The sequence below is a fragment of the Spirosoma knui genome, assembly GCF_054780635.1.
Map to the genome: position 1 here is coordinate 981177 of NZ_BAAGVY010000001.1, position 22602 is coordinate 1003778.

Below are 22602 nucleotides of genomic sequence, written 5' to 3' on the forward strand. Positions count from 1 at the left end.
CTCCATCCATCTGTCTACGGTTCCGCTCAACGAGTTTCCCACCATGTCCTTTAACCGGCAAGCTTCGGTTGTTGTAGATGATGATCAGCTTGGCTACCACATCTATCGTCTAAAAAATCCGCTCCAGCCCGGCGATTCGGTGCAGATGCGTTTTCAGGTTCAGATTAAACCCACCGGCTTTAGCAATCGGGGGGTAGATGCCGCCATTGTCGGGAATGGTTCGCATATCACCAACGACTGGATGCCCGTCCTTGGTTATCAGACCGACCGGCAGCTGCGCACGGCCCAAGACCGGGCTCAGTACGGGTTTCCTCCGCGCTCTGAGCGTCCATCCCTCTATGATGTGGCGGCACGTACTGATGCCCAGCATGCCGAACGGATGAATTTTGAAGCGGTTGTGAGCACTACGAACGACCAGATTGCGGTGGCACCGGGCGCGTTGATACGTACATGGACGAAAGGCGACCGTCGGTATTTTCAGTACGCGACCAATGCGCCGATTCTGAACGAGTACGCGTTCTTCTCGGCAAAGTATGCCGTGCGGGAAGCGCAGTGGGTTCCGCCTTCCCCCGTTTCGCAGCTGTTGGTTCAGCCCTCGGACGTCTCGGCAAAGCCCGTAACGATTCAGATTTTTTACCATCCCGCGCACGACGTCAACGTGGAGCGCATGGTAAAAAGCGCGCAGGCTTCGCTGGCCTATTACGCACGGGAATTTGGTCCGTACCCATACAGCCACTTTCGGGTGCTGGAGCGCCCGGGGCCCGGCCGGGGTATGCACGCCGAACCGATGACGATTGATTATCAGGAAGGGTATTCCCTGATGAATCCTAAACCAGATGGCCTCGATCTGCCGTATCACATCATGGCCCACGAAGTCGCGCACCAGTGGTGGGGTATATATCTGACTCCCGCAGCGGTTGAGGGAGCTGGTTTACTCGTCGAAAGCCTGGCGACGTACTCGGCCATGCAGGTCGTGGAGGAAACGCTGGGCTACGAACACCTGCTCCGGTATTTGTCCCAAATGCGTCAGGAATACGAAGTGCCGCGCTCCCGAGCGGCTCCGCCCTTGCTCCAGTCCAACAACGCGTTTATGAATTACCGCAAGGGCCCCTTCGCGCTCTACGCGCTGAGAAATTACATTGGAAAAGACCGGGTTAACGAGGCACTCCGGCAGCTGCTTCGTCGCTATACGCCAACTCCGCCCTTACCGACAACGCTCGATTTTTACCGGGAACTAAAGGCCGTAACGCCCGACTCGCTTCACTACCTTGTGCATGATCTTTTCGCGGCCAATACGTTCTGGGAGTTGACCACGAAACAAGCCACGGCCACCCAAACCCCGGCCGGAGCCTGGCAGGTTGTCCTGGACGTAGAAGCGCGGAAGGTAACCGTCGACCTTATCGGTAAAAAAACGAATATTCCCATGAGCGACTGGGTGGAGATCGGGGTCTTTGCCCCTGATGAAACCGGTAAGCCAGCGTTAAAACCGCTCTATCTGCAAAAGCACCGCATCCGTTCCGGCCAGCAACGAATCAGGTTGACGGTGCCTGCAAAACCCCAACGCGCGGGCATCGACCCCAACCACCTGCTGATTGATTTGGAACTGGACGATAATACGAAGAGGGTGAAAATTGAACGAGAAGCCTTATAATGATTCTGTCACTAACCAACTGGGCTCACCGCACAAAGCGATCTCTGCTAATCATTACGTTACTAATGAACCGTTTTTTGTCTGGATTCTGGCAACTGAGCTTTCTGCTAATGGGCCAGGCGCAAGCCTAGGTACATACGTATAGCCTACAGATACCTATTGAGAAGACACATTCGGTCAATTACGTAGTGTATCTGCCCAAAAGCTATTCGGCTACGCTATCGACCCGCTGGCCCGTTCTACTTTACTTACACGGGGGCAGCCTCCGAGGGAATGACTTGAGCCTGATAGCCCGGCAGGGCTTGCCGTACCAACTGGAACATGGCTTCGACATCCCGTTTATTGTCGTGGCGCCCCAATGCCCGTCGGGTGAGATCTGGACGGATACCGAGGGGCTTAAAGCGGTGCTGGATGAGGTGACGAAAACCTACCGGGTCGATGCCCATCGCATGTATGCTACCGGGCATAGCATGGGTGGTCGTGGCGTCTGGTATCTGGCGTATACGTATCCCGACTATTTTGCCGCCATTATTCCCATCGCGGGTTTATCGCCGATCCAGCATTGGGCTACCCGGCTGAGTCAGTTACCCATCTGGGCGTTCCACGGAGAAGTTGATGCAATTGTTCCGGTATCAGACTCACAGGCATTGGTGACGGCGCTCGAACAAGCCGGTGGAAAGGCCAAATTGACCATCCTGCCCAAACGAGATCATTTTATACTGGATCTGTACGAACAAAAAGAACTTTATGAGTGGCTCCTAACCCATCGCAAGCCCTGATGTAAAGCTAGCTCTTCCACAGCGTCCGGATAGACGTTTCGGTCAATAGCTCTTGCCTTGACTTATCCGGAGTTTAAAGATCTGCTGGCCAGTATAAAACAGCACATGTATCGGGCAACTGTTTTCCCGGTATGGACAGATAAGCGAGTTTATTTTGCCGGTTTGTGCTTGTCCGCTGGTCTCGTTAAACAAGTTGCGCCTGTAGGGTAGGGGCGTTACTGGGTTAGAGGAGTGCCGACCTATTTTGCCGGTAAACAATCTTTTTTAGGGAATGTAGTAACCGAGTCTGTGTTTGATTTCTTTCAGGACAAACGTGCTGTTCAAGACGCCTATGTTCTCAATCTGAGACAGTTTATACTTGACGAAATCGTGGTACTCATCAAGACTGCCGACGTGGATCTTAAGCAGAAAATCGACTTGGCCAGCCATGTGGTAGCACTCCTGCACTTCTTCCAGTTTCTGCACCTCTTCTTCAAACTTATCGATAAACGCTTTGTCATGATAGCGCATCGATACCTGGCAAAACGTGGTAATTGGCTGACCTAACAAGCTTTTATCCAGCACCGCTATATACTGCTTGATATAGCCCAGCCCTTCCAGTCGTTTGATTCGCTCGTACACGGGGGAGAGCGTCAGCCTGAGTTGAGCCGCCAGTTCCTTCGTCGTTAGCTTAGCATCCTGCTGCAACAGCCGTAGCAATTGTTTGTCCGTATCATCCAGTGGTTCCATGCCAAAAAATTTTCTTTAAGACTTCAAACAAGATACACTCAAAAAGTTAATTTATCTGCTCTACCTCCTACGAGCCGTAATATTATCTGATTTGAGTATAGGTTACTCATTTATTATCTGGAAAATTAATTTTGTGCCGGAAATAAGCTTACGCGTTTTAGTTGGGTTTACAAAACGCAAGAGCCATTGTTTTACTTTCTCATTCGTTATGTATGCCGCGCGAGCGCATTTTAATTATTGGATCGAATGGGCAGATTGGGACGGCTCTGCTGCCCCTATTACAGGCCAATTTCGGCTATAGCAACGTAATAGCCACTGATCTTCGCAAGCCCTCAGCTGACGTCGGTGTCTTTGAACTCCTCGACGCCACCCGGCCCGAAGCGCTAACCGAGATCGTACGTAAATACCGGGTTACACAGATATACCATCTGGCCGCAGTTCTGTCAGCAAAAGGAGAGAGCGATCCACTCTCGGCCTGGAATCTGAATATGCAAACGCTGCTGAACGTACTGGAAGTAGCCCGGCTGCATGCCCTCAAAAAGGTGTTTGTCCCCAGCTCAATTGCCGCTTTTGGTGAGCAGGCTCCCAAACACGAAACCCCGCAAGCCACTCTGCTCGACCCGGCTACCGTGTATGGAATCAGTAAGGTGGCCGCCGAAAATTGGTCATTGTATTACCACAAGCGGTATGGACTCGACGTACGTTCACTACGTTATCCAGGCGTAATTAGCTACCAGTCCATGCCGGGTGGCGGCACAACTGACTATGCCGTAGCGATCTTCCACGCGGCTATCCAGGGTAAGCCGTTTGAGTGTTATCTGCGCGAGGACACGCTGCTGCCGATGATTTATATGAACGACGCATTGAGAGCCACGCTGGAATTGATGGAAGCGCCTGAATCGCAGATCAGCGTCCGAACGTCCTACAATCTGGCAGGTATGAGCTTTACCCCCGCCGACGTAACGACGGCCATCCAAACGTATTTTCCGAATTTCGTTACGGAGTATAAACCCGATTTCCGGCAGGCAATTGCCGAATCATGGCCTAAATCCATCGACGATTCAGTAGCACGACGTGATTGGGGCTGGAAGCCCACGTTCGATCTGGCCCGAATGACCCAGGAAATGATTAATAAGCTGACAGGGCTATATCAGCCCCTTGTCCCGACCTTACAGTAGTATGAACGAAACCATCAAACAACAACTTCAGCACGAGCTGAATAGCCTTAAGGAAGCGGGGCTTTATAAATCCGAGCGGATTATTGTATCGCCCCAGTCATCCGTAATTGCCATTCATGACGGACGGCAGGTACTCAATTTTTGCGCAAACAATTACCTGGGCTTATCCTCTCACCCGGATGTAGTCGCGGCTGCGCATGATACGTTGGATACGCACGGGTTCGGCATGTCGTCGGTACGGTTTATCTGCGGTACTCAGGACATTCATAAGGAGCTGGAACGACGAACTGCCGAGTTTGTCGGGGCGGAAGATTGTATTCTTTACGCAGCAGCCTTTGACGCCAATGGGGGCGTATTTGAACCGCTGCTGGGCGAAGATGACGCCATTATTTCGGATGAGTTAAATCATGCGTCGATTATCGATGGAATCCGGTTGTGTAAGGCAAAACGGTTTCGCTATAAGCACAACGACATGGAAGATCTGGCGACTCAACTACAGGCGGCTGCAACGGCACGCCGTATCCTGATTGTCACCGATGGCGTTTTTTCGATGGATGGAACGATTGCGCAGCTGGATAAAATCTGCGATCTGGCCGATCAGTACGGAGCGATGGTCATGGTTGACGAATGTCACGCCAGCGGTTTCATGGGTAAAACGGGTCGCGGCACCCCCGAATACCGGAACGTATTAGGCCGTATTGACATCATCACCGGAACCTACGGCAAAGCCCTTGGTGGCGCATCAGGTGGCTTTACGGCGGCTCGTAAGGAGATTGTCGAGTTGCTTCGGCAGCGGTCACGCCCGTATCTGTTTTCTAATACGTTAGCGCCGTCTATTGTGGGCGCTTCGCTGAAAGTGCTGAACATTCTGGAAAGCTCGACCTCGCTGCGCGATAAACTGGAAGCCAACACCCGCTACTTCCGCAGCGCCATGACAGCCGCCGGATTTGACATCGTGCCAGGAGAGCACCCGATCGTTCCGATTATGCTGTACGATGCCCCCTTGGCCCAGGAGTTTGCCGCCCGGCTGTTGCAGGAAGGGATCTACGTAATTGGTTTCTTCTACCCGGTTGTTCCGGCGGGAAAAGCTCGTATCCGCGTCCAGATTTCAGCTGGTCACGAAGAGGAGCATCTGCAACAGGCCGTGGCCGCCTTCACCAAAATAGGACAGGAACTTGGCGTAATTACCGTTGGCGAAACGGTGAGTTAGCCCCTTTTTAGGGTCATAAAAAAGCTGACCTCTTTCGTTTAAAAGGGTCAGCTTTTTTATGACCTTAACGTATTACCAGCTGGGGTTCCAGCATAACGCATTGGAACGTATCGGCCGCCTGATCTTCTTTCGACTCTACAATGGAAAGCAGAATATGCACCGTTGTTCGCCCGATCTCATACGGATGCTGCTCAACGGAGGCCAGTGGCGACTGATCCATATAGGCGGTTAGGGGAAGGTTCGCAAAACTAACAAACGAAATATCTTCGTTGATCCGAAGCCCCTGTTGGCGGCAAGCCCGCATCGCGTCCAGAGCCACGTAATCATTGAAGGCCAGTACGGCATCAGGTCGGTGCGCGGAGTTCAGTAACTGGGTCATTTTCTGAATGGTGTCGTCGGGAGTAAGATCGACGCGTTTCACGAGCGCGCTCTCAACAGGTAAGTTGCCTTCCAGAAGTGCCTTAATGTAGCCCCGGTACCGATCTTCACTGGCCACTAGTGGATACGGTCCGTTCACTAAAGCAATTCGCTGGAACCCCTGTTTAGCCAGCCATTTTGTGGCCTCATAAGCGCCTTTCTCCATATCGCACCCAACCTGATGGGTCTTAACCCGGGGCGGAATCCGGTCGAATAAAACGACGGGAACACCCCGATCGATCAGATCCTGAATGTGCCCAAACTGCTGTGATTCTTTCGCCACTGACAACATCACGCCATCCACCTGATGCCGGTTCAGTAAAGACAAAATCTGCCGTTCACGCTCAAATGAATCGTGCGACTGATACAAGGCAACGCTGTACTGATGACTGAAGGCCAGTTCCTCGACCCCATTGACTATTTCCGAAAAAAAGTTTTCGCGAATCTCCGGTAAAACCAGGGCAAAAACGCCTGTTTTCCCGCTGCGCAGATTACGGGCCGTCTGGCTGGGCGTGTAGTGCAGTTGAGCTGCCAGTTCACGTACCGCGTCGCGGGTTTTCTGGCCAATTCGGGGGCTATCCTGAAGCGCCCGTGAAACGGTGGAAGGAGAGATGTTTAATCGGCGGGCAATTTCCTTGATAGTTATCGGTTCTTTCATCAGTTGACGGGATCACCTATACAAACTACCCATTTTAGCGTTTAACGCCAAATTATTTCGGCTTTAAACAAACGTTTGCACAGGGTATGACAAACGTTTGCGCAAGAAAATTTGGTATTTATTATCGGGATCAACGGTTACAGCCTATTTACAATTGCGTTCAGTAAGGCTAACTTCAATCCTCCATTCAAGGATAACATTAACTAGATCAGACTCTTCCATTCAATTAACTCTTTTAACTAACGTATGTCTCTCACCTCCCGTCGGTCCTTTATTCGTACTGCTGCCTTAACCAGTGCTGCTGTACCGTTTATGCCTTCCCTGTATAACGCGGCAAAAGCAGGTAACCAACCTTCAGCCTTGTCAAAAGTGCGATTAGGCTTCATTGGCGTTGGGCTGCGGGGACGTAGTCACCTTCAGCAGGCGCTCTATCGACCCGATGTGGAAATTACGGCTCTTTGCGACACTTCGGCGGACGCCATCGCCCGATCCAATGCTATGATCGAGAAGGCGGGCCGCAAAATTCCGCCCGCCTATACCAAAGGGGACGAAGCGTTTCTGGAAATGCTCAAGCGCGACGATATAGATGGTGTCGTTATTGCTACCCCCTGGGAATGGCACACACCTATGGCAGTAGCCTCCATGAAAGCAGGCAAATATACTGGTGTAGAAGTATCGGCCACGGTTACGTTAAAAGAGTCGTGGGATTTGGTGGATACGTATGAGAAAACCAAAGCGCACTGCATGATCCTGGAGAATGTGTGTTATCGACGCGACGTAATGGCGATTCTCAATATGGTCCGGCAGGGTATGTTCGGGGAGATGACCTACGCTCATTGCGGCTATGAACATGACCTGCGGAATATCAAATTCAATAATGGTACCGCCCGTGGGGTTGGAGCCGAATTTGGCGAGAAAGGCTTTTCAGAAGCGCAATGGCGCACTCAGCATTCCGTTGACCGAAACGGTGACCTTTACCCGACCCACGGATTAGGACCGGTTGCGCACTGGCTCAATATCAACCGGGGCAACCAGTTCGTGCGGCTGACCTCAATGGCTACCAAAAGCCGGGGACTCCATAAATACGTAGTGGATAAAGGCGGGGCCGACCACCCCAATGCCAAGGTCAATTTTAAACTGGGCGACGTCGTGACGACCATGATCGAGTGCGCAAATGGCGAAAACATCATGATTATCCACGATACAAATTCGCCCCGGCCGTACTCACTTGGCTTCCGGGCGCAGGGTACACAGGGTATCTGGATGGATGACAATCATATGATTTATCTGGAGGGCGTCAGCCCAAAACCGCACCAGTGGGAGCCCTTCGCACCTTATCAGGATAAATACGACCATCCGCTCTGGAAACAGCACGCGCAAACAGCCCAGAATGCCGGTCACGGTGGAATCGACTTCTTTGTGCTGCGCGGATTTATTGAAGCCATCAAAAACCAGGTCGCTCCCCCCATCGACGTATATGACGCAGCCGCCTGGAGCGCCATCAGTCCCCTGTCCGAAGAAAGTATCGCCAAAGGCAGCAAACCCATGGATATCCCTGATTTCACGCGGGGTAAGTGGAAGACCAATAAGCCCATTTTTGGCCTGAACGATATCTATTAACCGTCTCCTAATTCATGCTTGGAAAGACAGAGCCAGTCGATCAACTGGCTCTGCATGAGATACCTATGCCCCAATTAATCGGGGCCGCCTTACGGTAGCGCCACCCCGTTTTTTCCTTCAAGTTTCCCTAGTTCCTGTTCACCTATATCAACCAATCACCAGTATGAATCAGTATTTTTTACGAATAAGAACCGTTACCGCTCAGCCGACGCGGTGGCTGTTGGGTCTTTGGCTGGTTTTACTAACCGTAGCCACGAATGCGCAGACCTCGATTACGGTCAATGGGACCGTTACCGATAGCGAAAACGGTCAGGGATTGCCGGGCGTTAACGTAGTGGCTAAAGGATCGGCGCGTGGTACGACCACCGATGGCAACGGACGCTATCAACTGACTGGCATCCAGCCAAAAACAGTCCTGGTTTTCAGCTCGGTTGGCTACACGTCTCAGGAGGTTACGGCAGCGAACAGCAGTGGCCAATCGCAAACGACCATTGACATAAAGCTGGCGAATGACAACAAAAGCCTGAACGAAGTAGTCGTGCTGGGGTATACAACAACGACGCAGAAAAACCTGACGGGCGCAGCGCAGGCCGTATCGGCCAAAGAACTCAAGGACGTAACGGCCAACAACGTAGGCCAGTTGTTGCAGGGTAAAGCGGCCGGTGTATTTGTGGGTAATAATTCCGGCGACCCCCGCACCCCGCCAAAAGTGCTGATCCGGGGAGTGGGTACGCTGACCGCCAGTTCAAACCCCCTTTACGTAGTGGATGGCGTTATAGGCGGTATTCCAAACCCCAGCGATATCGAGTCAATCACGGTGCTGAAAGATGCGGCCTCCACGGCTTTGTACGGGGCACGGGCTTCCAACGGCGTTATTGTGGTCACAACCAAACGGGGCGCATCGGGTAAAGGGCAGGTAACGGTTCGGCTCAACAAAGGCGTGGGCTACTTAAGCCTGGGCAATTTTCGGTTGCTCGATGGGCAGGAGTTATATGCGCTTCAGAAAGGCGTGTTCCAGCGCGACCGTCCAACAGCTGTGCTCAACGATTACCTGCCAACGCCTGAAGCCAATGCCAACACCAACTGGTTCGATCAGGCTTTTCGGCCCGCAACAAACACCCTGGCTGAACTCAGCGCATCCGGTGGAAACGACAAAACCCGCTTTTTTCTGAGTGGCAACTATTATCAGGAAGATGGGATTCTGAAAGGAACGGGCCTCAACCGGTTCGGGCTGCGGCTTAATTTTAGCCACAACCTGAGCGACAGGTTCCGGGTGAGCCTCAACACCGCCGGAACGTACACCCGTGGCTTCGACAACAGTAATGGCGCTTTGTACGGGGCTTATACCTACCTGCCCTACGACGACCCCAATTACAACGGTGTGCCGTATAACCCCGTAACGGGGGCAAAAAAATGGTACGGGCGCGACAACGCCAATTTCATCTACAACCAGCAGTTCAACACGTTCAAAGAGAACACGTTTGCGGGTGATGTGCTCTTTAAAGCCGAATATGATCTGCTGCCCTGGCTTTCGCTATCAACAACCAACCGGGCACAAACCAACTATTACGGCAGCGAGAGCAGCCAGGACCTACGGGGCAATGCAGCCGCCGATGTGCAGGGACGTCTTACGGATTACACTAGCCGGGACTATAACTTGCTGACATCTAATCTGCTACGCTTCAGGCGGAGCTTCGGCGACGGCCATAGTCTGGATGGACTGGCTGGCTATGAGTACCAGAATTACTATTTTGAATCGTTGGGAGCTACCGGCAAAGGAATCTTCTCCGGACTGAACATACTGGATGCAACGTCGCAACCTGAGAGCATCAACGGCAGTAAAACCGACAATGCGTTTCAATCTTACCTGTTCCAGGCAAATTACGGCTACAAAGAAAAGTACCTGGTCACTACGTCGTTCCGGCGCGATGGTTCGTCGAAGTTTGGCCGCGACCGCAAATACGGTAATTTTTACGCTGTCGGCCTGACCTGGATTGCCTCGAACGAAGCATTTCTCAACAACAATTCAACCCTGAATAATCTTAAGTTTCGGCTTAGCTACGGTACGACAGGCAATGCCGACGGCATTAACGATTACGCAGCGCAGGGCCTGTATAACTTAACGGGTCAGTATGCCGGAAATCCATCGGCCTATCCAACGCGCATTGAAAACCCGAACCTGTCGTGGGAGGTATCCAACAACGCCAACATCGGGGTCGACGCTACGTTGTGGAACCGGCTGAACGTAACGGTCGATGCGTATAATCGATTGACTAACAACTTGTTGTTCAACCGCCCTCTACAGGGTACGAGCGGCTATGCGTTTATTACTGAAAATATTGGTGCCGTTCAGAATCAGGGCGTTGAAGTCGTTTTGTCGGCGGATATTCTGCAAAAAACGGCGTTCAAATGGCGGGCCGAAGTCAATGCAGGCATGAACCGAAATCGGGTCACCGCCCTCTACGGCGACCGAACGTTCGTAGCCAACAACATGCGTCCCTTCGCGCTGGATATGCCGCTGAATAGCTGGTACATGCGTCGTTGGACAGGCGTTGATGCGCCAACGGGCGATCCGCTCTGGGAAAAAGTAAATACGGATGGCACAAAGACAAGCACCAACAACTATAACGAAGCTACGTTGCAGTTTATCGGCAGCAACGCCAACCCGAAACTGTTCGGAGGTATCCGGCAGGTGCTGAGCTGGAAAAATTTTGAACTGAATGGCTTTTTTACCTATGCCGCTGGCGTAACGATTTACAATGGCGATCGGAATCTGTTCGACAACGACGGGGCTTATGACCGTTACAATCTGCTGGCGTTACAGGATGGCTGGAGCCGCTGGGAAAAACCCGGTGATGTCGCTACGCATCCCAAATACGTAATCGGGGGTAACAAAAACGCCCAGCGTCCTTCGTCGCGCTTTCTCGAAAATGGGAATTACCTGCGCCTGCGAAACATAACCTTAAACTACGACCTGCCCAAAGCGCTGGTCAGCCGGGCCAAACTGGGCAGCGTACGGCTGTCGGCATCGGCGGATAACCTGTTCACCATCACGAAGTTTTCGGGTATTGACCCCGACGTAGCGGAAACCGGCGAAGTCGGTACGAAATATCCGTTCAGCAAGAAATTTGTTTTTGGCGTTCAACTCAGTTTCTAAGCAGCACCCATCCATGAACTCTCATTTTTCGCGGTATCTCCTGCTCGGTATGGTCTTTATGACCGCTGCCTGTAGCATCGACAAAAAGCCTTACAACGGACTTCCCGAAGACGCCATCCTGCAAAATGCGCAGGGTCTACGAGCCGCTACCGATGGCAACTACACGTTCATCAAAGATTCGGATTATACCCGTAATCTGTTCATCATGAACGAGTACCCCGGCGATAATTTAACGCTGAGCGGCACCACAACCGACCCCTTATTCCTAACGTATACGTACCGGCACACCTCGGATCAGGGTAATGCGTTGCAGATCTACCGGAAAGCGTATCAGGTCATTGTCGGATGCAACAAAGTGATCGGATCGATTAAGGAAGGTACGTCTAAAGAACTGGATCAGATCCTGGGCGAAAATCGGTTTCTGCGGGCGATGGTTCATTTCGATCTGATTCGCCTGTTCGGTCGGCCCTACACGCAGAGCCCGGAAGCCAATCTGGGCATCATTATCAAAACCGATACCAAAGCCGACGACAACGCCACCCGTTCGACCGTAAAGGATGTTTACGCATTTGTGGTCGATGAACTTCAACGGTCGGCTCAGCTCATGACAACCGTTCGTACCAGTAGCTATGCCAGTCCGGCGGCTGCCAACGCGCTGCTGTCGCGGGTGTACCTGTACATGAACGATAACGCCAATGCCCTGAAATACGCCGATCTGGTCATTGCCGATAGTCGCTACGCCCTGGCGACACCTACGCAGGTGCCGGATTTTTATACGCTTGAAAATGAGCAGAATCGGGAAGTTATTTTCGCCATTAAACACACGCTCAAAGACGACCGGGGCTTTAATGCCATTGGATCGATGTACTATACCTCACCGGGAGGGGTGGGCTGGGGCGAAGTGTATGCCTCGCAGGAATACCAGGATCTGGTCAACAAATACCCCAATGACAAACGCCGGTCGTTTCTGGTTAAAAAGCTGACGACTGCGGGTGTGCTGGAGAAGCGGAACGGAATCGACAAAGTGTTCATTACCAAATTTTCCAATCAGGGCGGCATTCCGACGCTAAGCTCGCCGATTGTGCTCCGTCTGTCGGAAATTTACCTGAACCGGGCCGAAGCCTACGCCAAGACCGGCGAAATGGCCAAAGCGATTGCCGACGTGAACCTGATTCGGCAACGGGCCGGCCTGACGGGCGCGGAACTCTACTCCGAAACTGACCTGAAAGGCTTGCCAACGGTGCTGGACGTTGTGCTTCAGGAACGTCGGCTGGAGCTGGCCTTTGAAGGGCACCGCCCGTACGATCTGTTTCGCAACAACCGGAGTCTGGTTCGCAATTATCCCGGCTTTCATAATACCACAAATGGCCAGCAGACGGTGGCTCCGGACGATAAGCAGCTGGTTAATCTGATTCCTGAATCGGAAATTGTGCTGAATAAAAACCTGAAGCAGAATCCCTTGTAACGCAGTACTGACGAAGGAGACAACCCGCTGAAGCACTGGGCTGTTTCCTTCGTCCTATTCCTTTTATCGTTTCGTAACCATGATTATTGTAAGCTGGATACACGTACTGAGCTTCCTGCTGGTCGCTTGTAAGCCCTTCGATTCATCCGTTCAAACGCCTGCTGTTCATGACCCGAACGTAGTACGGGTTCCGGTGGGTGGCAACAGCTGGGTGACGAACGTGGCAAACGGCCCGGAAAGCATCGGTACGGACGGACTGACGAACTGGTCGAGCCAGTTGAGCAAGGTGGCTACGTATGTTCGTTTTGAAAAGACGGGGCCAGTGACGCTATCGGCTAAGCTGCGCGTGCCAGAAGGAAAAAGCCGCATCCGGGTTACGGCACTGGGAAAATCGAAAGAGGTTGACGTACAGGGCACTACGTTGACCGATCACCTGCTTGGTCAGTGGACGATTCTGAAGGCGGGGTACGTAGAGATCACACTCGAAGGGCTGAGTAAAACCGGCGCTGCGTATGCCGACGTGGCGGATTTCGGGATCAGCGGGGACGCGGTCGACGAACGTACCGCCTTCGTGCGTAGCAACGAGGGTAACTTTTTTTACTGGGGTCGGCGCGGGCCGTCGGTCCACCTGCGCTATCCGGTTCAGGAAGGAGTTGATGTCGAATGGTTTTACAACGAGGTGACTGTCCCCCAGGGCAGCGACGTGATCGGGTCGTATTACATGGCCAACGGTTTTGGGGAAGGGTATTTCGGTATGCAGGTTAACTCACCCACGGAACGGCGGGTGCTTTTTTCGGTCTGGAGCCCGTTTAAGACCGATGATCCAGGTCAAATTCCGGCCGATCAAAAGATTCTGCTCGTCCGAAAAGGTACGGATGTGATCACCAATGATTTTGGCAACGAAGGCTCCGGCGGACAAAGCTATTTGCGGTATAACTGGGTCGCTGGTCAGACGTATCAGTTCCTGCTGCGTGGACAACCGGGCGGTGATGGGTACTCGACGTATACTGCTTATTTCAAGCCAGTCGACGCCGGAAACTGGCAGCTGATCGCCAGCTTCAAGCGGCCTAAAACGACAACCTATCTGAAATCGCTGTATTCCTTTCTGGAAAATTTTACGCCCCAGACGGGTACTATTCAACGCGAAGTTGACTTCTCGAACCAGTGGGTCAGAACTAAAGACGGAACGTGGCAGGAACTAACCAGGGCTCAGTTTACCGGCGACAATACCGCCAGGAAATCGTTCCGGATGGACTATGCCGGAGGCCTGCGTAACAACCGATTTTTTCTGCGCAATTGTGGCTTCTTCGATTCGTTTACACCGCTCAGGACCGATTGGGTAAGACCCGCCCAACGCCAGCCTCCGGTTATTAAGCTGGACGCTTTACCCTGATCGGTTACCATCCCGGTTTGTTAGTGCCCTGATTTCTTTACGTATTACCCGACATGGTCAATTCCACTATTACAGCCTCTACTCCCGGACGCATCTGCCTGTTCGGCGAACACCAGGATTATTTGGGTCTTCCCGTTCTTGCAGCTGCCATTTCCTGTCGCATTCAATTCGTTGCCAGGCAGATTAACCAGCGCGTCGTTGACCTCAACCTGCCGGATCTTAACAGTCGGGAACAGTTTAGCTTAATCGAAATGCCGCTGGCTTATCAGCACGATCGGGATTACTTTCGGAGCGCTATCAACGTGTTGCACCGAAAAGGCTTTCGATTCAAAGACGGTATCGAAGGAGAGGTTCGGGGGGCTATTCCAATCAATGCGGGTACCTCAAGTTCGTCGGCGCTGCTGGTTACCTGGCTCAACGTATTGACTCAATTGGCTAAAAACCCCCAGACCTTATCCCCCAGAGAATTGGCGGAGCTGGCCTACCTTGCTGAAGTACTGGAATTTGGTGAGCCGGGGGGGATGATGGACCATTATTCAACGGCAGTTGGCGGGGTAATCTACCTGGAATCAAAACCCGCCATCCGGCTGGAAACGTATCGACCCAAGCTAGGAACATTTGTACTCGGCAACTCCCAGGAGCCCAAAGATACCATTGGTATTTTGGGACGTGTAAAGCATGGCATGTTACGTATTGCAGACCAGTTGACGACGCTGAATCCCGACTTTTCCCTGCGTACAACCTCAGTGGCAGAGATTTCGGCCTACAAACCGGTTCTCTCGAAAGAGGATTACATTTTATTGAAAGGAACGCTCGCAAATCGGGACTTGCTACGGGAGGCCCTGACGCTGATTCAGGCCTCTTCTGCCCCTGATTCGCGACTCGATCATGGTAAATTTGGTCAGCTATTAAGTGCACATCACGTCAACTTGCGGGATGCGCAACGCATTTCAACCCCAAAAATTGATCGGATGCTGGATTCGGCGCTGGCGGCAGGGGCGTTAGGCGGTAAAATCAACGGCTCAGGGGGGGGAGGGTGTATGTTCGTTTATGCACCCGATAAGGCCGAACTGGTAGCCGAAGCAATTGAACGGGAAGGTGGACAAGCCTTTATTGTCACCGTTGATAGGGGAACGACTTCAAAGTGGCAGTCAGCACTCAGGGCCGAAATAATCCACTGAGCCAGCCCAGATTAAACCGGTTTGATCATGGATTCGGGCTTTCAGAAAGTATATGCCCGCAGTATTTGCAGTGGATCGCATCCGAATCGTGCCCCTGCCGACCGCAACTCGAACACGCTTGCTGGCGAATGGGCTGACGGCTTGAAACGCCCGATAAACTCACAGCCACAATACCGGTCGGCACGGCAATGATAACGTACCCCAGCATCATGATCAGGCTGGCAATAAACTTCCCTATGGAGGTGCTGGGGACGATGTCGCCATACCCTACTGTCGTGATGGTGATGATCGCCCAGTAAATGCTGACGGGTATGCTTTCGAATCCATTCGTACGCCCCTCTACTACGTACATCATGGAGCCCAGGATGATCACCAACGTAAAAATGGCCACGAAAAAAACGGTGATCTTGGCCCGGCTTTCCCGCAGGGACGTGGCCAGCAAGGTGGCTGCCTGGGTGTATTCCTGCAATTTAAGAATGCGAAAGATCCGCAGCAGCCGTAAGATCCGGATGACGACCAGTTCGTGAGCGCCAAAATAAAACAGGCTTATGTATGCCGGCAGTATGGCCAGCAGATCCACAAAGCCGAAAAAGCTGAACACATACCGCCAGGGATGGCGAACCGCTAAAAGTCGAATAATGAACTCCAGGCTAAATAGGGCGGTGAATATCCATTCCAGGACATAAAAGAAGGTGCCAAATTGCTGATTGAGGGAGGCAATGCTTTCCAGGATAACCAAAACGACACTAAGCAAAATCAGCACCAGCAGTGCAATGTCGAAGGTTCGGCCCGCCCAGGTATCATTTTCGAAAACGATATTGTGTAGCCAGTGTTGGAAACGTTGCCAGCGCGTCTGCATGTGAGTCAAGGCGTAGAAAGACGAGAGATACGTAATAGGTGTTGATGGGTGATTTCGTAACCAGGTCTGCTACAAAGTTGCAGCCCGGTTCCAGTATTACCTAACGTTAATGCACGCTAATTTAGCCCTCTGTTCCCGGCGAGTAACGAGCCTTTTTATTGAGACGTATCAATACCTACGTACCGGTTGCCTGTTCGTTTCATCCCCCCGCTCTGCTGGTTTCAAGGCTTAGTTTGAAGGTTCTATAGAAGTTGCTCCCGGTTCTGCAGTACGTACCGATCACCTTTGTGACGTTCAATCAAACAAAGCCTCTTTAAACCATGACAACGTCTCAAACACAGGCTGGCCTTCAGGTCGGCGCATTGCGGTGGCACAATGGCCACCTTATGAACTTTAAAGTAACAACAACGCAAACCGACGGAGCCTTTTCCCTGCTCGAGGTGACCCTGCGCCGGGGCTGTGAACCACCCCGACACACCCACGAACGTGAAGACGAACTGTTCTACGTGCAGGAAGGGGTTATGCGGTTCACCGTCGGCGACCAGGTAATCGAAGCAAAGCCCGGCGATACGGTATTTATGCCCCGGCAAATTCCCCACGCCTTCGAAGTGGTTACCCCATCGGCCAAGGCCCTGCTGTATCTGACGCCCGGTCACTTCGAAGGCTTCTTCTACGAACTCAGCGAAGAAGCTCCCGAAGCCGTTCTGCCACCCGCCCCGATGGGGCCACCGCCAGTGGAGGTGATGAACCAGATTCTGGAAACCTCAACGCGTTACTGCGTTCGGTACGCCTAACATGAGATGTTGAAGAGGGGTAATAAGCTTAGTTACCCCTCACTATTGCAAACGTACTAACCCTTACTACGTCTTTACTTTATTCGCAACAATACCTATGAACCATCGTTTGCTCATCAAAAACGCCCAAGTCATAACGCTCGATGACGAGCTGGGCAATTTCTCAAAAGCTACTATTCTCATTGAGAATGATACCATAACCGCCATCGGGCCCGATCTGGACGCGGTTGATGGTGAGGTCATTGACGCTACGGACATGATTGCGATGCCGGGATTTGTTGACACGCACCGGCACGTATGGCAGGGCCAGATTCGCGGTACTACGACTGACCTGACGTTGGGTCAATACATGCAATGGATGCACGGCGTATTGGGCGATAAGCAGTCTCCGTCCATTGGCGCGATCTATCGGCCGCAGGATGTATATGCGGGTAATCTGCTGGGCGCTGTTGAGGCCATTGATGCGGGCATCACAACCTTGTTGGACTGGTCGCACATTATGAACTCACCCGAAAACGCCGACGCGGCCATCGGAGCCTTACAGGACTCAGGTATACGGGCCGTTTTTGCTCACGGTTTTTCGCAGCTTAGCGGCCATCTACTAACCGATGTCGAGCGGGTAAAAGCAGAATATTTTTCTGCTGAAACGGGCCCATTAACAATGGCCTTAGCGATTCGCGGCCCTGAAATGTCATCCATGGCCGAGGTAAAACAGGAAATCGAGCTGGCCCGTAACTTAGGGCTACGTATATCCATGCACGTTATCGGTGGGGCCGTCAGGCCCATTGAATTGCTCGCTGCTCATAACCTTCTGGGTCCCGATCTGAATTTTGCCCACTGCACCCTCTTAACAGACCATGAGTTCGCCCTGATCAAGGACACCGGCGGCTCTATCTCGATTACCCCCGAAGTAGAAATGCAGATGGGCATGGGGTTTCCGGCTACCGGAAAGGCATTGCGGCACGGGATTAGTCCTTCGCTTGGCGTTGATATTGTGACGGCTACGGGTGGGGATCTGTTTGCGCAGATGAAAATCGCGCTGCAAACTGAACGCGCCCTGCAAAATGATGAGCAGCTCCGGAAAGGACAAATGCCCCAAACCTTATCCCTAACCACCCAGCAGGCGCTCGAATGGGCGACGATCAATGGCGCGAAGGCGTTAGGGCTGGATCATCGGGTAGGGAGCCTGACGCCAGGTAAGCAGGCCGATCTGATTCTGATCCGCACGACTGACCCCAATCTAAGCCCGGTAAATAATCCCGTTGGTTCCGTGGTGTTGCAGAGTCATGCGGGTAATGTCGACTCGGTATTTGTGGGTGGCAAAGCACTCAAACGCAACGGCAAGCTGGTCCATACCGATTGGCAGAAACTTCGGCAGCTAGCTGTTGAATCCAGAGATTACATCGCAGCCAACTCGCATAACCAGCTACTAACCCAATCCACGTCGAGCCTGGTTGTGGAGTAGTCACTTCATTTGGCCATTATCTGGACGGTTTATCATGAAAACAACGAATCAATTTACCATCATCGGCGGGGGCATTGCCGGGCTAACAACGGCGGTTGCCCTGCGCCAGATCGGTCTTCAGCCGACGGTTTACGAAGCTGCGCCCACGATCAAACCATTGGGCGCTGGACTGGGTTTGGCCGCCAATGCCGTCAAAGCGTTCCAGAAACTGGGTATTGCCGAATCTATTCTTAACGCGGGTCGACTGCTGGACGCATTTGTCATTCAGGATCAGGATGGGCGCGTCATTACCCGTACCGACAGCCGGGCTATCAGCCAGCGTTACGGTACTGACAACTTCACGATTCACCGGGCGGCATTGCACCAGGAGCTGTTGATGCAAGTCGGCGACACTCCGATTGTAACGGGCAAACGGGCTATTCGGATTAGCCAGCCCGGCAATCGGGTTACCGTGCATTTCGACGACGGGACCGAGCACGCAACGGACTATCTGATCGTTGCCGACGGCATTCATTCGGCCATCCGGCAGCAGCTTGTTCCGGGTAGTCAACCCCGGTATGCAGGTTATACGTGCTGGCGGTCGGTTATCGACAGCAGCGGTTTAAACTTATCGGAAGCAACGGAGACCTGGGGCCCGAACGGGCGAATGGGTTTGGTCCCCTTAGCGGACAACGCCTTGTACTGGTTCGCCTGCACCAACGCACAGCCCAACGACCCCCGGATGCGGCAATCGACAATCGCTGATTTATTGACCTTGTTCGGTAAGTATCACGCACCAATTCCTGAAATCTTAGCCCGTTCTAGTGATAAAAACCTGCTTTGGAACGACATCTACGATTTAAAACCGATTCCGCAGTACGCCTTTAAGAACATAGTCCTGATCGGTGATGCAGCCCACGCGACGACACCCAACATGGGGCAAGGCGCTTGTCAGGCCATTGAAGACGCCGTTGTGCTGGCCGATGAACTGAAAGGAAGCGGTTCGGTAGCCGACGCCTTCCGCCGATTTGAGCAACGGCGACTGAAGCGTACGCACTACATTACCGACAACTCCCGGCGAATCGGCCAGATTGCCCAGACTCAGCGCCCTTTATTAGCCTGGTTACGTAACGGTGTTTTTCGGCTTCTGCCGCCCAGCGTCAACGAGCAGCAATTGAAGCGGGTGTATGAAGTTGATTTTTGATCCACTATTTCCTCTTGTCAATCATGACATACCAAGAAACAAATTCATTGAACATTCCCCGGACTGCCAAACCAAGAGTCGTCATTGTTGGCGGTGGTTTTGGTGGCATCCATGTTGCGAAGGGGCTTATAGGAAGCAACTATCAGGTGGTTATGCTCAGTGCGCAGAACTACTTTAGCTTTTGGCCCCTGCTGTATCAGGTAGCCACCGCCGATCTGGAACCTGATGCCATTGCCCAACCGATCCGGAAGCTCTTTGCGAAGCGACTAACGGACTTCTATTTTCGGGTGGCGCAGGTCACGAGCGTAAACAGCGCTGCCAAAACCGTATCGACATCCGTCGGTGAATTGGCGTATGATTATCTGGTAATTGCCACGGGAACGCGGGCTAATTATTTCGGCAATGAACAAATCAGACGCTTTGCTTTCCCCATGAAAGGCCTGCCCGATGCGCTGGATTTGCGTAGCCAGGTATTGCAGGTGCTCGAGCAGGCCAGCCTGGCTCCGGACGTACCGAGTCGACAGCAGTTGTTAACGATCGTAATTGTAGGGGGCGGGCCGACAGGTGTAGAGCTCGCGGGAGCACTAGCCGAAATGCGAAAATACGTACTGCCGGGCGACTATCCGGACATGGATCATAAGCTGGTTCAAATCCACCTGGTAGAAGGGCATGATCGGCTGCTACCGACTATGTCGAGCCAGGCTAGTGAGGCAACTTATCATGACCTCGACAAACTGGGCGTTATCCTCCGCTTGAACACAATCGTAAAGGCGTATGACGGACAGTACGCTACGTTAGGTAATGGTGAACAGATCCCCACGCGCACCTTAATCTGGACGGCTGGTGTAACCGGAGCAACTCTTGAGGGCTTACCCTCCTCTGTCCTAGACCGAAGCCGGTATAAAGTGAACAGCTACAATCAGTTGGAGAACCATCCGGATATTTTCGCAATTGGCGATATCGCGCTGATGCGATCCGCCGACTATCCAAACGGATACCCCAACGTAGCGCAGCCGGCTATGCAGCAGGGGAGCCATCTGGCTAAAAACCTACATCGTCTGCAACGAGGGAAAGCGCTTCGCCCGTTCAGTTATCTGGATTATGGCTCACTGGCGATCATCGGCCGCAACCGCGCTGTCGGTGACTTTCCGGGCAATCTGCACCTGACGGGCTTTCCGGTCTGGGTCGTCTGGCTAATGATTCACTTTACTCATCTGGTTGGCTTTCGGAACAAGCTCGTGGTGATGGCCAACTGGCTCTACCACCTGTTCACTTTTCAGGGAGGTACGCGACTGATTATTCGACCAGTTGTTCGTCAGAACGAGCCCTTGATTGATCCATAGCTCGTTACGTATCAGCCTGATCCTGTTACCATCAACCAAACGTATCAACCATGAACTGGCAATTCCCTTCTGTCCGGCCTGCTGGCTGGCGCATGAAACCACTCTCCAGCGCAGCTACTGCCTTCCGGGTCTTACCGTATGGCAGCTTCGAGCTAACCATTGAACACGACTTGATTAAGGACGTAACGCCCGCGATGCTGGTCTGGTGGTTTACCCACATCGGCGGTACGATGCAATACCAGGGCCAGACGTACCCCCGATATCTGGTCTGGCACCCGCTCGATCATATTCGCTGGGAACTGGCGAAGCCGGCACCCGGTGGCGGAGCGGGCGTGGGCGCTCAGTTCAGAATTGTCGAGGCCTTTGGCCAGAACCGAAATCACCTTGTCGATAGCACCGAAGACGTCATCACGCTTGATACGGAAGGCATTACGTTAGTCCGACGCATAGCAGGGCTGGAAGTGTTTCGACTAGCTCACCGGTTTATTCCTACGGAGGGCGGTACGTTGTACCGGTCCCGGATGCAGGTTGGGCACGAAAGTCGGTTGGGCAAGTGGCTCATCAATCCCTTCATGCAGCGGTTCATTTTTACCAAAGCGATGGGGTACGCCTGGCTGAAGCATAACGTAGAGGAAGTTGGTAATTTTGAAGTATTTCTGCCTACGCTGTATAACCAGCAAACACTGGTTGCTACGTGATTCGGTGTCCTACAGCCTACTTACCCATCCACTTTTTAAACTCTCCCGATCGGTCGCGGCTAACCAGTACCTCCCCATCGGCGGCTGGCTGTAGGGTAAGCTTCAGTTTGTAGTTAAAGTACTGATGAATCTTTATGACGGAGCTGATATGGATAATGTACTGACGATTCGCCCGGAAAAACTGCGACGGGTCAATCATCGTCTCCAGATCATCCAGCGTATAATCGATCGGATATTTCTGACCTTTGACTGTTCGGAACAAGCTTATGCCATCTTCAGAATAGAAGTAGGCAATGTCCGTCACTTCAACGGGAATCCACTGGGAGAGGTGCCTCACCAAAAAGCGTTTACGGTACTCGACGGGTTGAATCTGCTCCCGCAGTTGCTGGGCCAGCTCACTGATGGCTACTTTGCTTTCCCGACCGCTCCCTGCCGAAAGCAGTTTTTTGTGCTTGTTCAGGCTGGCTTCCAGGTCCTGGCGCTTGATGGGCTTCAGCAGATAATCAATGCTGTTCACCTTAAACGCCCGAATTGCGTATTCATCGTAGGACGTAGTGAAGATAACAGGCGAGTCTACATCGATTTGCTCAAAAATAGCAAAGCTTTGCCCATCGGCCAGTTCAATGTCCATCAGAATCAGGTCGGGCGCTGCGTGATTTTGGAGCCACTCTACGGAGGCCTGTACGCTGGCGGTCAGACCGACGATGCGAATGGAGGCATCGACCTGCGTTACCAACTCCATGATCTTTTCGGCGGCCAGTTCTTCGTCTTCAACAATCAGTACGTTCATTGTCTGTGAGGAGTTTAGGCGATTTACTTTCG

Annotated in this window: 18 protein-coding genes; 14 read left to right on the forward strand and 4 right to left on the reverse strand. The window is 52.6% G+C overall.

The features are described 5' to 3' along the window. Positions 1-43 precede the first annotated feature (43 nt). A complete protein-coding gene (locus ACYVIY_RS03985) occupies positions 44-1651 on the forward strand; it encodes a M1 family aminopeptidase (protein ID WP_460974978.1) in 1608 nt (535 codons plus the stop codon). A 188-nt stretch (positions 1652-1839) separates the two neighbouring features. Continuing rightward, positions 1840-2430 (forward strand): carboxylesterase family protein, encoded by a 591-nt coding sequence (locus tag ACYVIY_RS03990; RefSeq protein ID WP_460974979.1) that lies wholly within the window; start codon positions 1840-1842, stop codon positions 2428-2430. A gap of 264 nt (positions 2431-2694) precedes the next feature. Here ACYVIY_RS03990 and ACYVIY_RS03995 read toward each other — a convergent pair whose 3' ends face one another. Continuing rightward, positions 2695-3159, reverse strand: coding sequence for an Lrp/AsnC family transcriptional regulator (locus ACYVIY_RS03995; protein WP_460974980.1), 465 nt, complete (start codon positions 3157-3159; stop codon positions 2695-2697). Between the two features lie 212 nt (positions 3160-3371). Here ACYVIY_RS03995 and ACYVIY_RS04000 point away from each other — a divergent pair, with 212 nt between their 5' ends. Together ACYVIY_RS04000 and kbl are read left to right on the forward strand one after the other, a co-directional pair. Next, on the forward strand, positions 3372-4337 hold the full coding sequence (locus ACYVIY_RS04000; RefSeq protein WP_460974981.1) for an NAD-dependent epimerase/dehydratase family protein: 966 nt from the start codon (positions 3372-3374) through the stop codon (positions 4335-4337). Between the two features lies 1 nt (position 4338). Beyond that, positions 4339-5547, forward strand: coding sequence for a glycine C-acetyltransferase (kbl, locus tag ACYVIY_RS04005; protein ID WP_460974982.1), 1209 nt, complete (start codon positions 4339-4341; stop codon positions 5545-5547). 64 nt (positions 5548-5611) lie between these two features. Here kbl and ACYVIY_RS04010 read toward each other — a convergent pair whose 3' ends face one another. After that, on the reverse strand, positions 5612-6622 hold the full coding sequence (locus ACYVIY_RS04010) for a LacI family DNA-binding transcriptional regulator (RefSeq protein WP_460974983.1): 1011 nt from the start codon (positions 6620-6622) through the stop codon (positions 5612-5614). 246 nt (positions 6623-6868) lie between these two features. On the opposite strand from ACYVIY_RS04010, the gene ACYVIY_RS04015 reads away from it, so the two are divergent. From ACYVIY_RS04015 to ACYVIY_RS04035, 5 genes are all read left to right on the forward strand, one after another. Next, complete coding sequence (locus ACYVIY_RS04015) at positions 6869-8242, forward strand: Gfo/Idh/MocA family protein (protein ID WP_460974984.1); 1374 nt, start codon at positions 6869-6871, stop codon at positions 8240-8242. A 163-nt stretch (positions 8243-8405) separates the two neighbouring features. After that, positions 8406-11399 carry a SusC/RagA family TonB-linked outer membrane protein gene (locus tag ACYVIY_RS04020; protein WP_460974985.1) on the forward strand — a complete coding sequence of 998 codons (2994 nt, stop codon included), beginning with the start codon at positions 8406-8408 and terminating at the stop codon, positions 11397-11399. A gap of 13 nt (positions 11400-11412) precedes the next feature. Further along, positions 11413-12864: a RagB/SusD family nutrient uptake outer membrane protein gene (locus tag ACYVIY_RS04025; protein ID WP_460974986.1), complete on the forward strand. Its 1452-nt coding sequence runs from the start codon at positions 11413-11415 to the stop codon at positions 12862-12864. Positions 12865-12943: 79 nt separating this feature from the next. Continuing rightward, entirely contained in the window at positions 12944-14257 is a 1314-nt protein-coding gene (locus ACYVIY_RS04030) for a DUF3472 domain-containing protein (protein ID WP_460974987.1), read from the forward strand. Positions 14258-14310: 53 nt separating this feature from the next. Continuing rightward, positions 14311-15438, forward strand: a complete 1128-nt coding sequence (locus ACYVIY_RS04035) for a GHMP family kinase ATP-binding protein (RefSeq protein WP_460974988.1) — start codon at positions 14311-14313, stop codon at positions 15436-15438. Positions 15439-15463: 25 nt separating this feature from the next. Here the strand turns inward: ACYVIY_RS04035 and ACYVIY_RS04040 are convergent, their stop codons facing one another. After that, positions 15464-16297, reverse strand: a complete 834-nt coding sequence (locus tag ACYVIY_RS04040; protein ID WP_460974989.1) for an ion transporter — start codon at positions 16295-16297, stop codon at positions 15464-15466. Positions 16298-16617: 320 nt separating this feature from the next. Here ACYVIY_RS04040 and ACYVIY_RS04045 point away from each other — a divergent pair, with 320 nt between their 5' ends. From ACYVIY_RS04045 to ACYVIY_RS04065, 5 genes are all read left to right on the forward strand, one after another. Continuing rightward, complete coding sequence (locus tag ACYVIY_RS04045) at positions 16618-17091, forward strand: cupin domain-containing protein (protein WP_460974990.1); 474 nt, start codon at positions 16618-16620, stop codon at positions 17089-17091. A 97-nt stretch (positions 17092-17188) separates the two neighbouring features. Next, positions 17189-18556, forward strand: coding sequence for an amidohydrolase family protein (locus ACYVIY_RS04050; RefSeq protein WP_460974991.1), 1368 nt, complete (start codon positions 17189-17191; stop codon positions 18554-18556). A 34-nt stretch (positions 18557-18590) separates the two neighbouring features. After that, positions 18591-19739: an FAD-dependent monooxygenase gene (locus tag ACYVIY_RS04055; protein WP_460974992.1), complete on the forward strand. Its 1149-nt coding sequence runs from the start codon at positions 18591-18593 to the stop codon at positions 19737-19739. A gap of 23 nt (positions 19740-19762) precedes the next feature. Next, on the forward strand, positions 19763-21082 hold the full coding sequence (locus ACYVIY_RS04060) for an NAD(P)/FAD-dependent oxidoreductase (RefSeq protein ID WP_460974993.1): 1320 nt from the start codon (positions 19763-19765) through the stop codon (positions 21080-21082). Between the two features lie 50 nt (positions 21083-21132). Further along, positions 21133-21780: a DAPG hydrolase family protein gene (locus tag ACYVIY_RS04065; RefSeq protein WP_460974994.1), complete on the forward strand. Its 648-nt coding sequence runs from the start codon at positions 21133-21135 to the stop codon at positions 21778-21780. A 16-nt stretch (positions 21781-21796) separates the two neighbouring features. On the opposite strand, the gene ACYVIY_RS04070 is transcribed toward ACYVIY_RS04065, so the two are convergent. Continuing rightward, positions 21797-22570 carry a LytR/AlgR family response regulator transcription factor gene (locus tag ACYVIY_RS04070; RefSeq protein WP_460974995.1) on the reverse strand — a complete coding sequence of 258 codons (774 nt, stop codon included), beginning with the start codon at positions 22568-22570 and terminating at the stop codon, positions 21797-21799. Between the last annotated feature and the right edge of the window lie 32 nt (positions 22571-22602).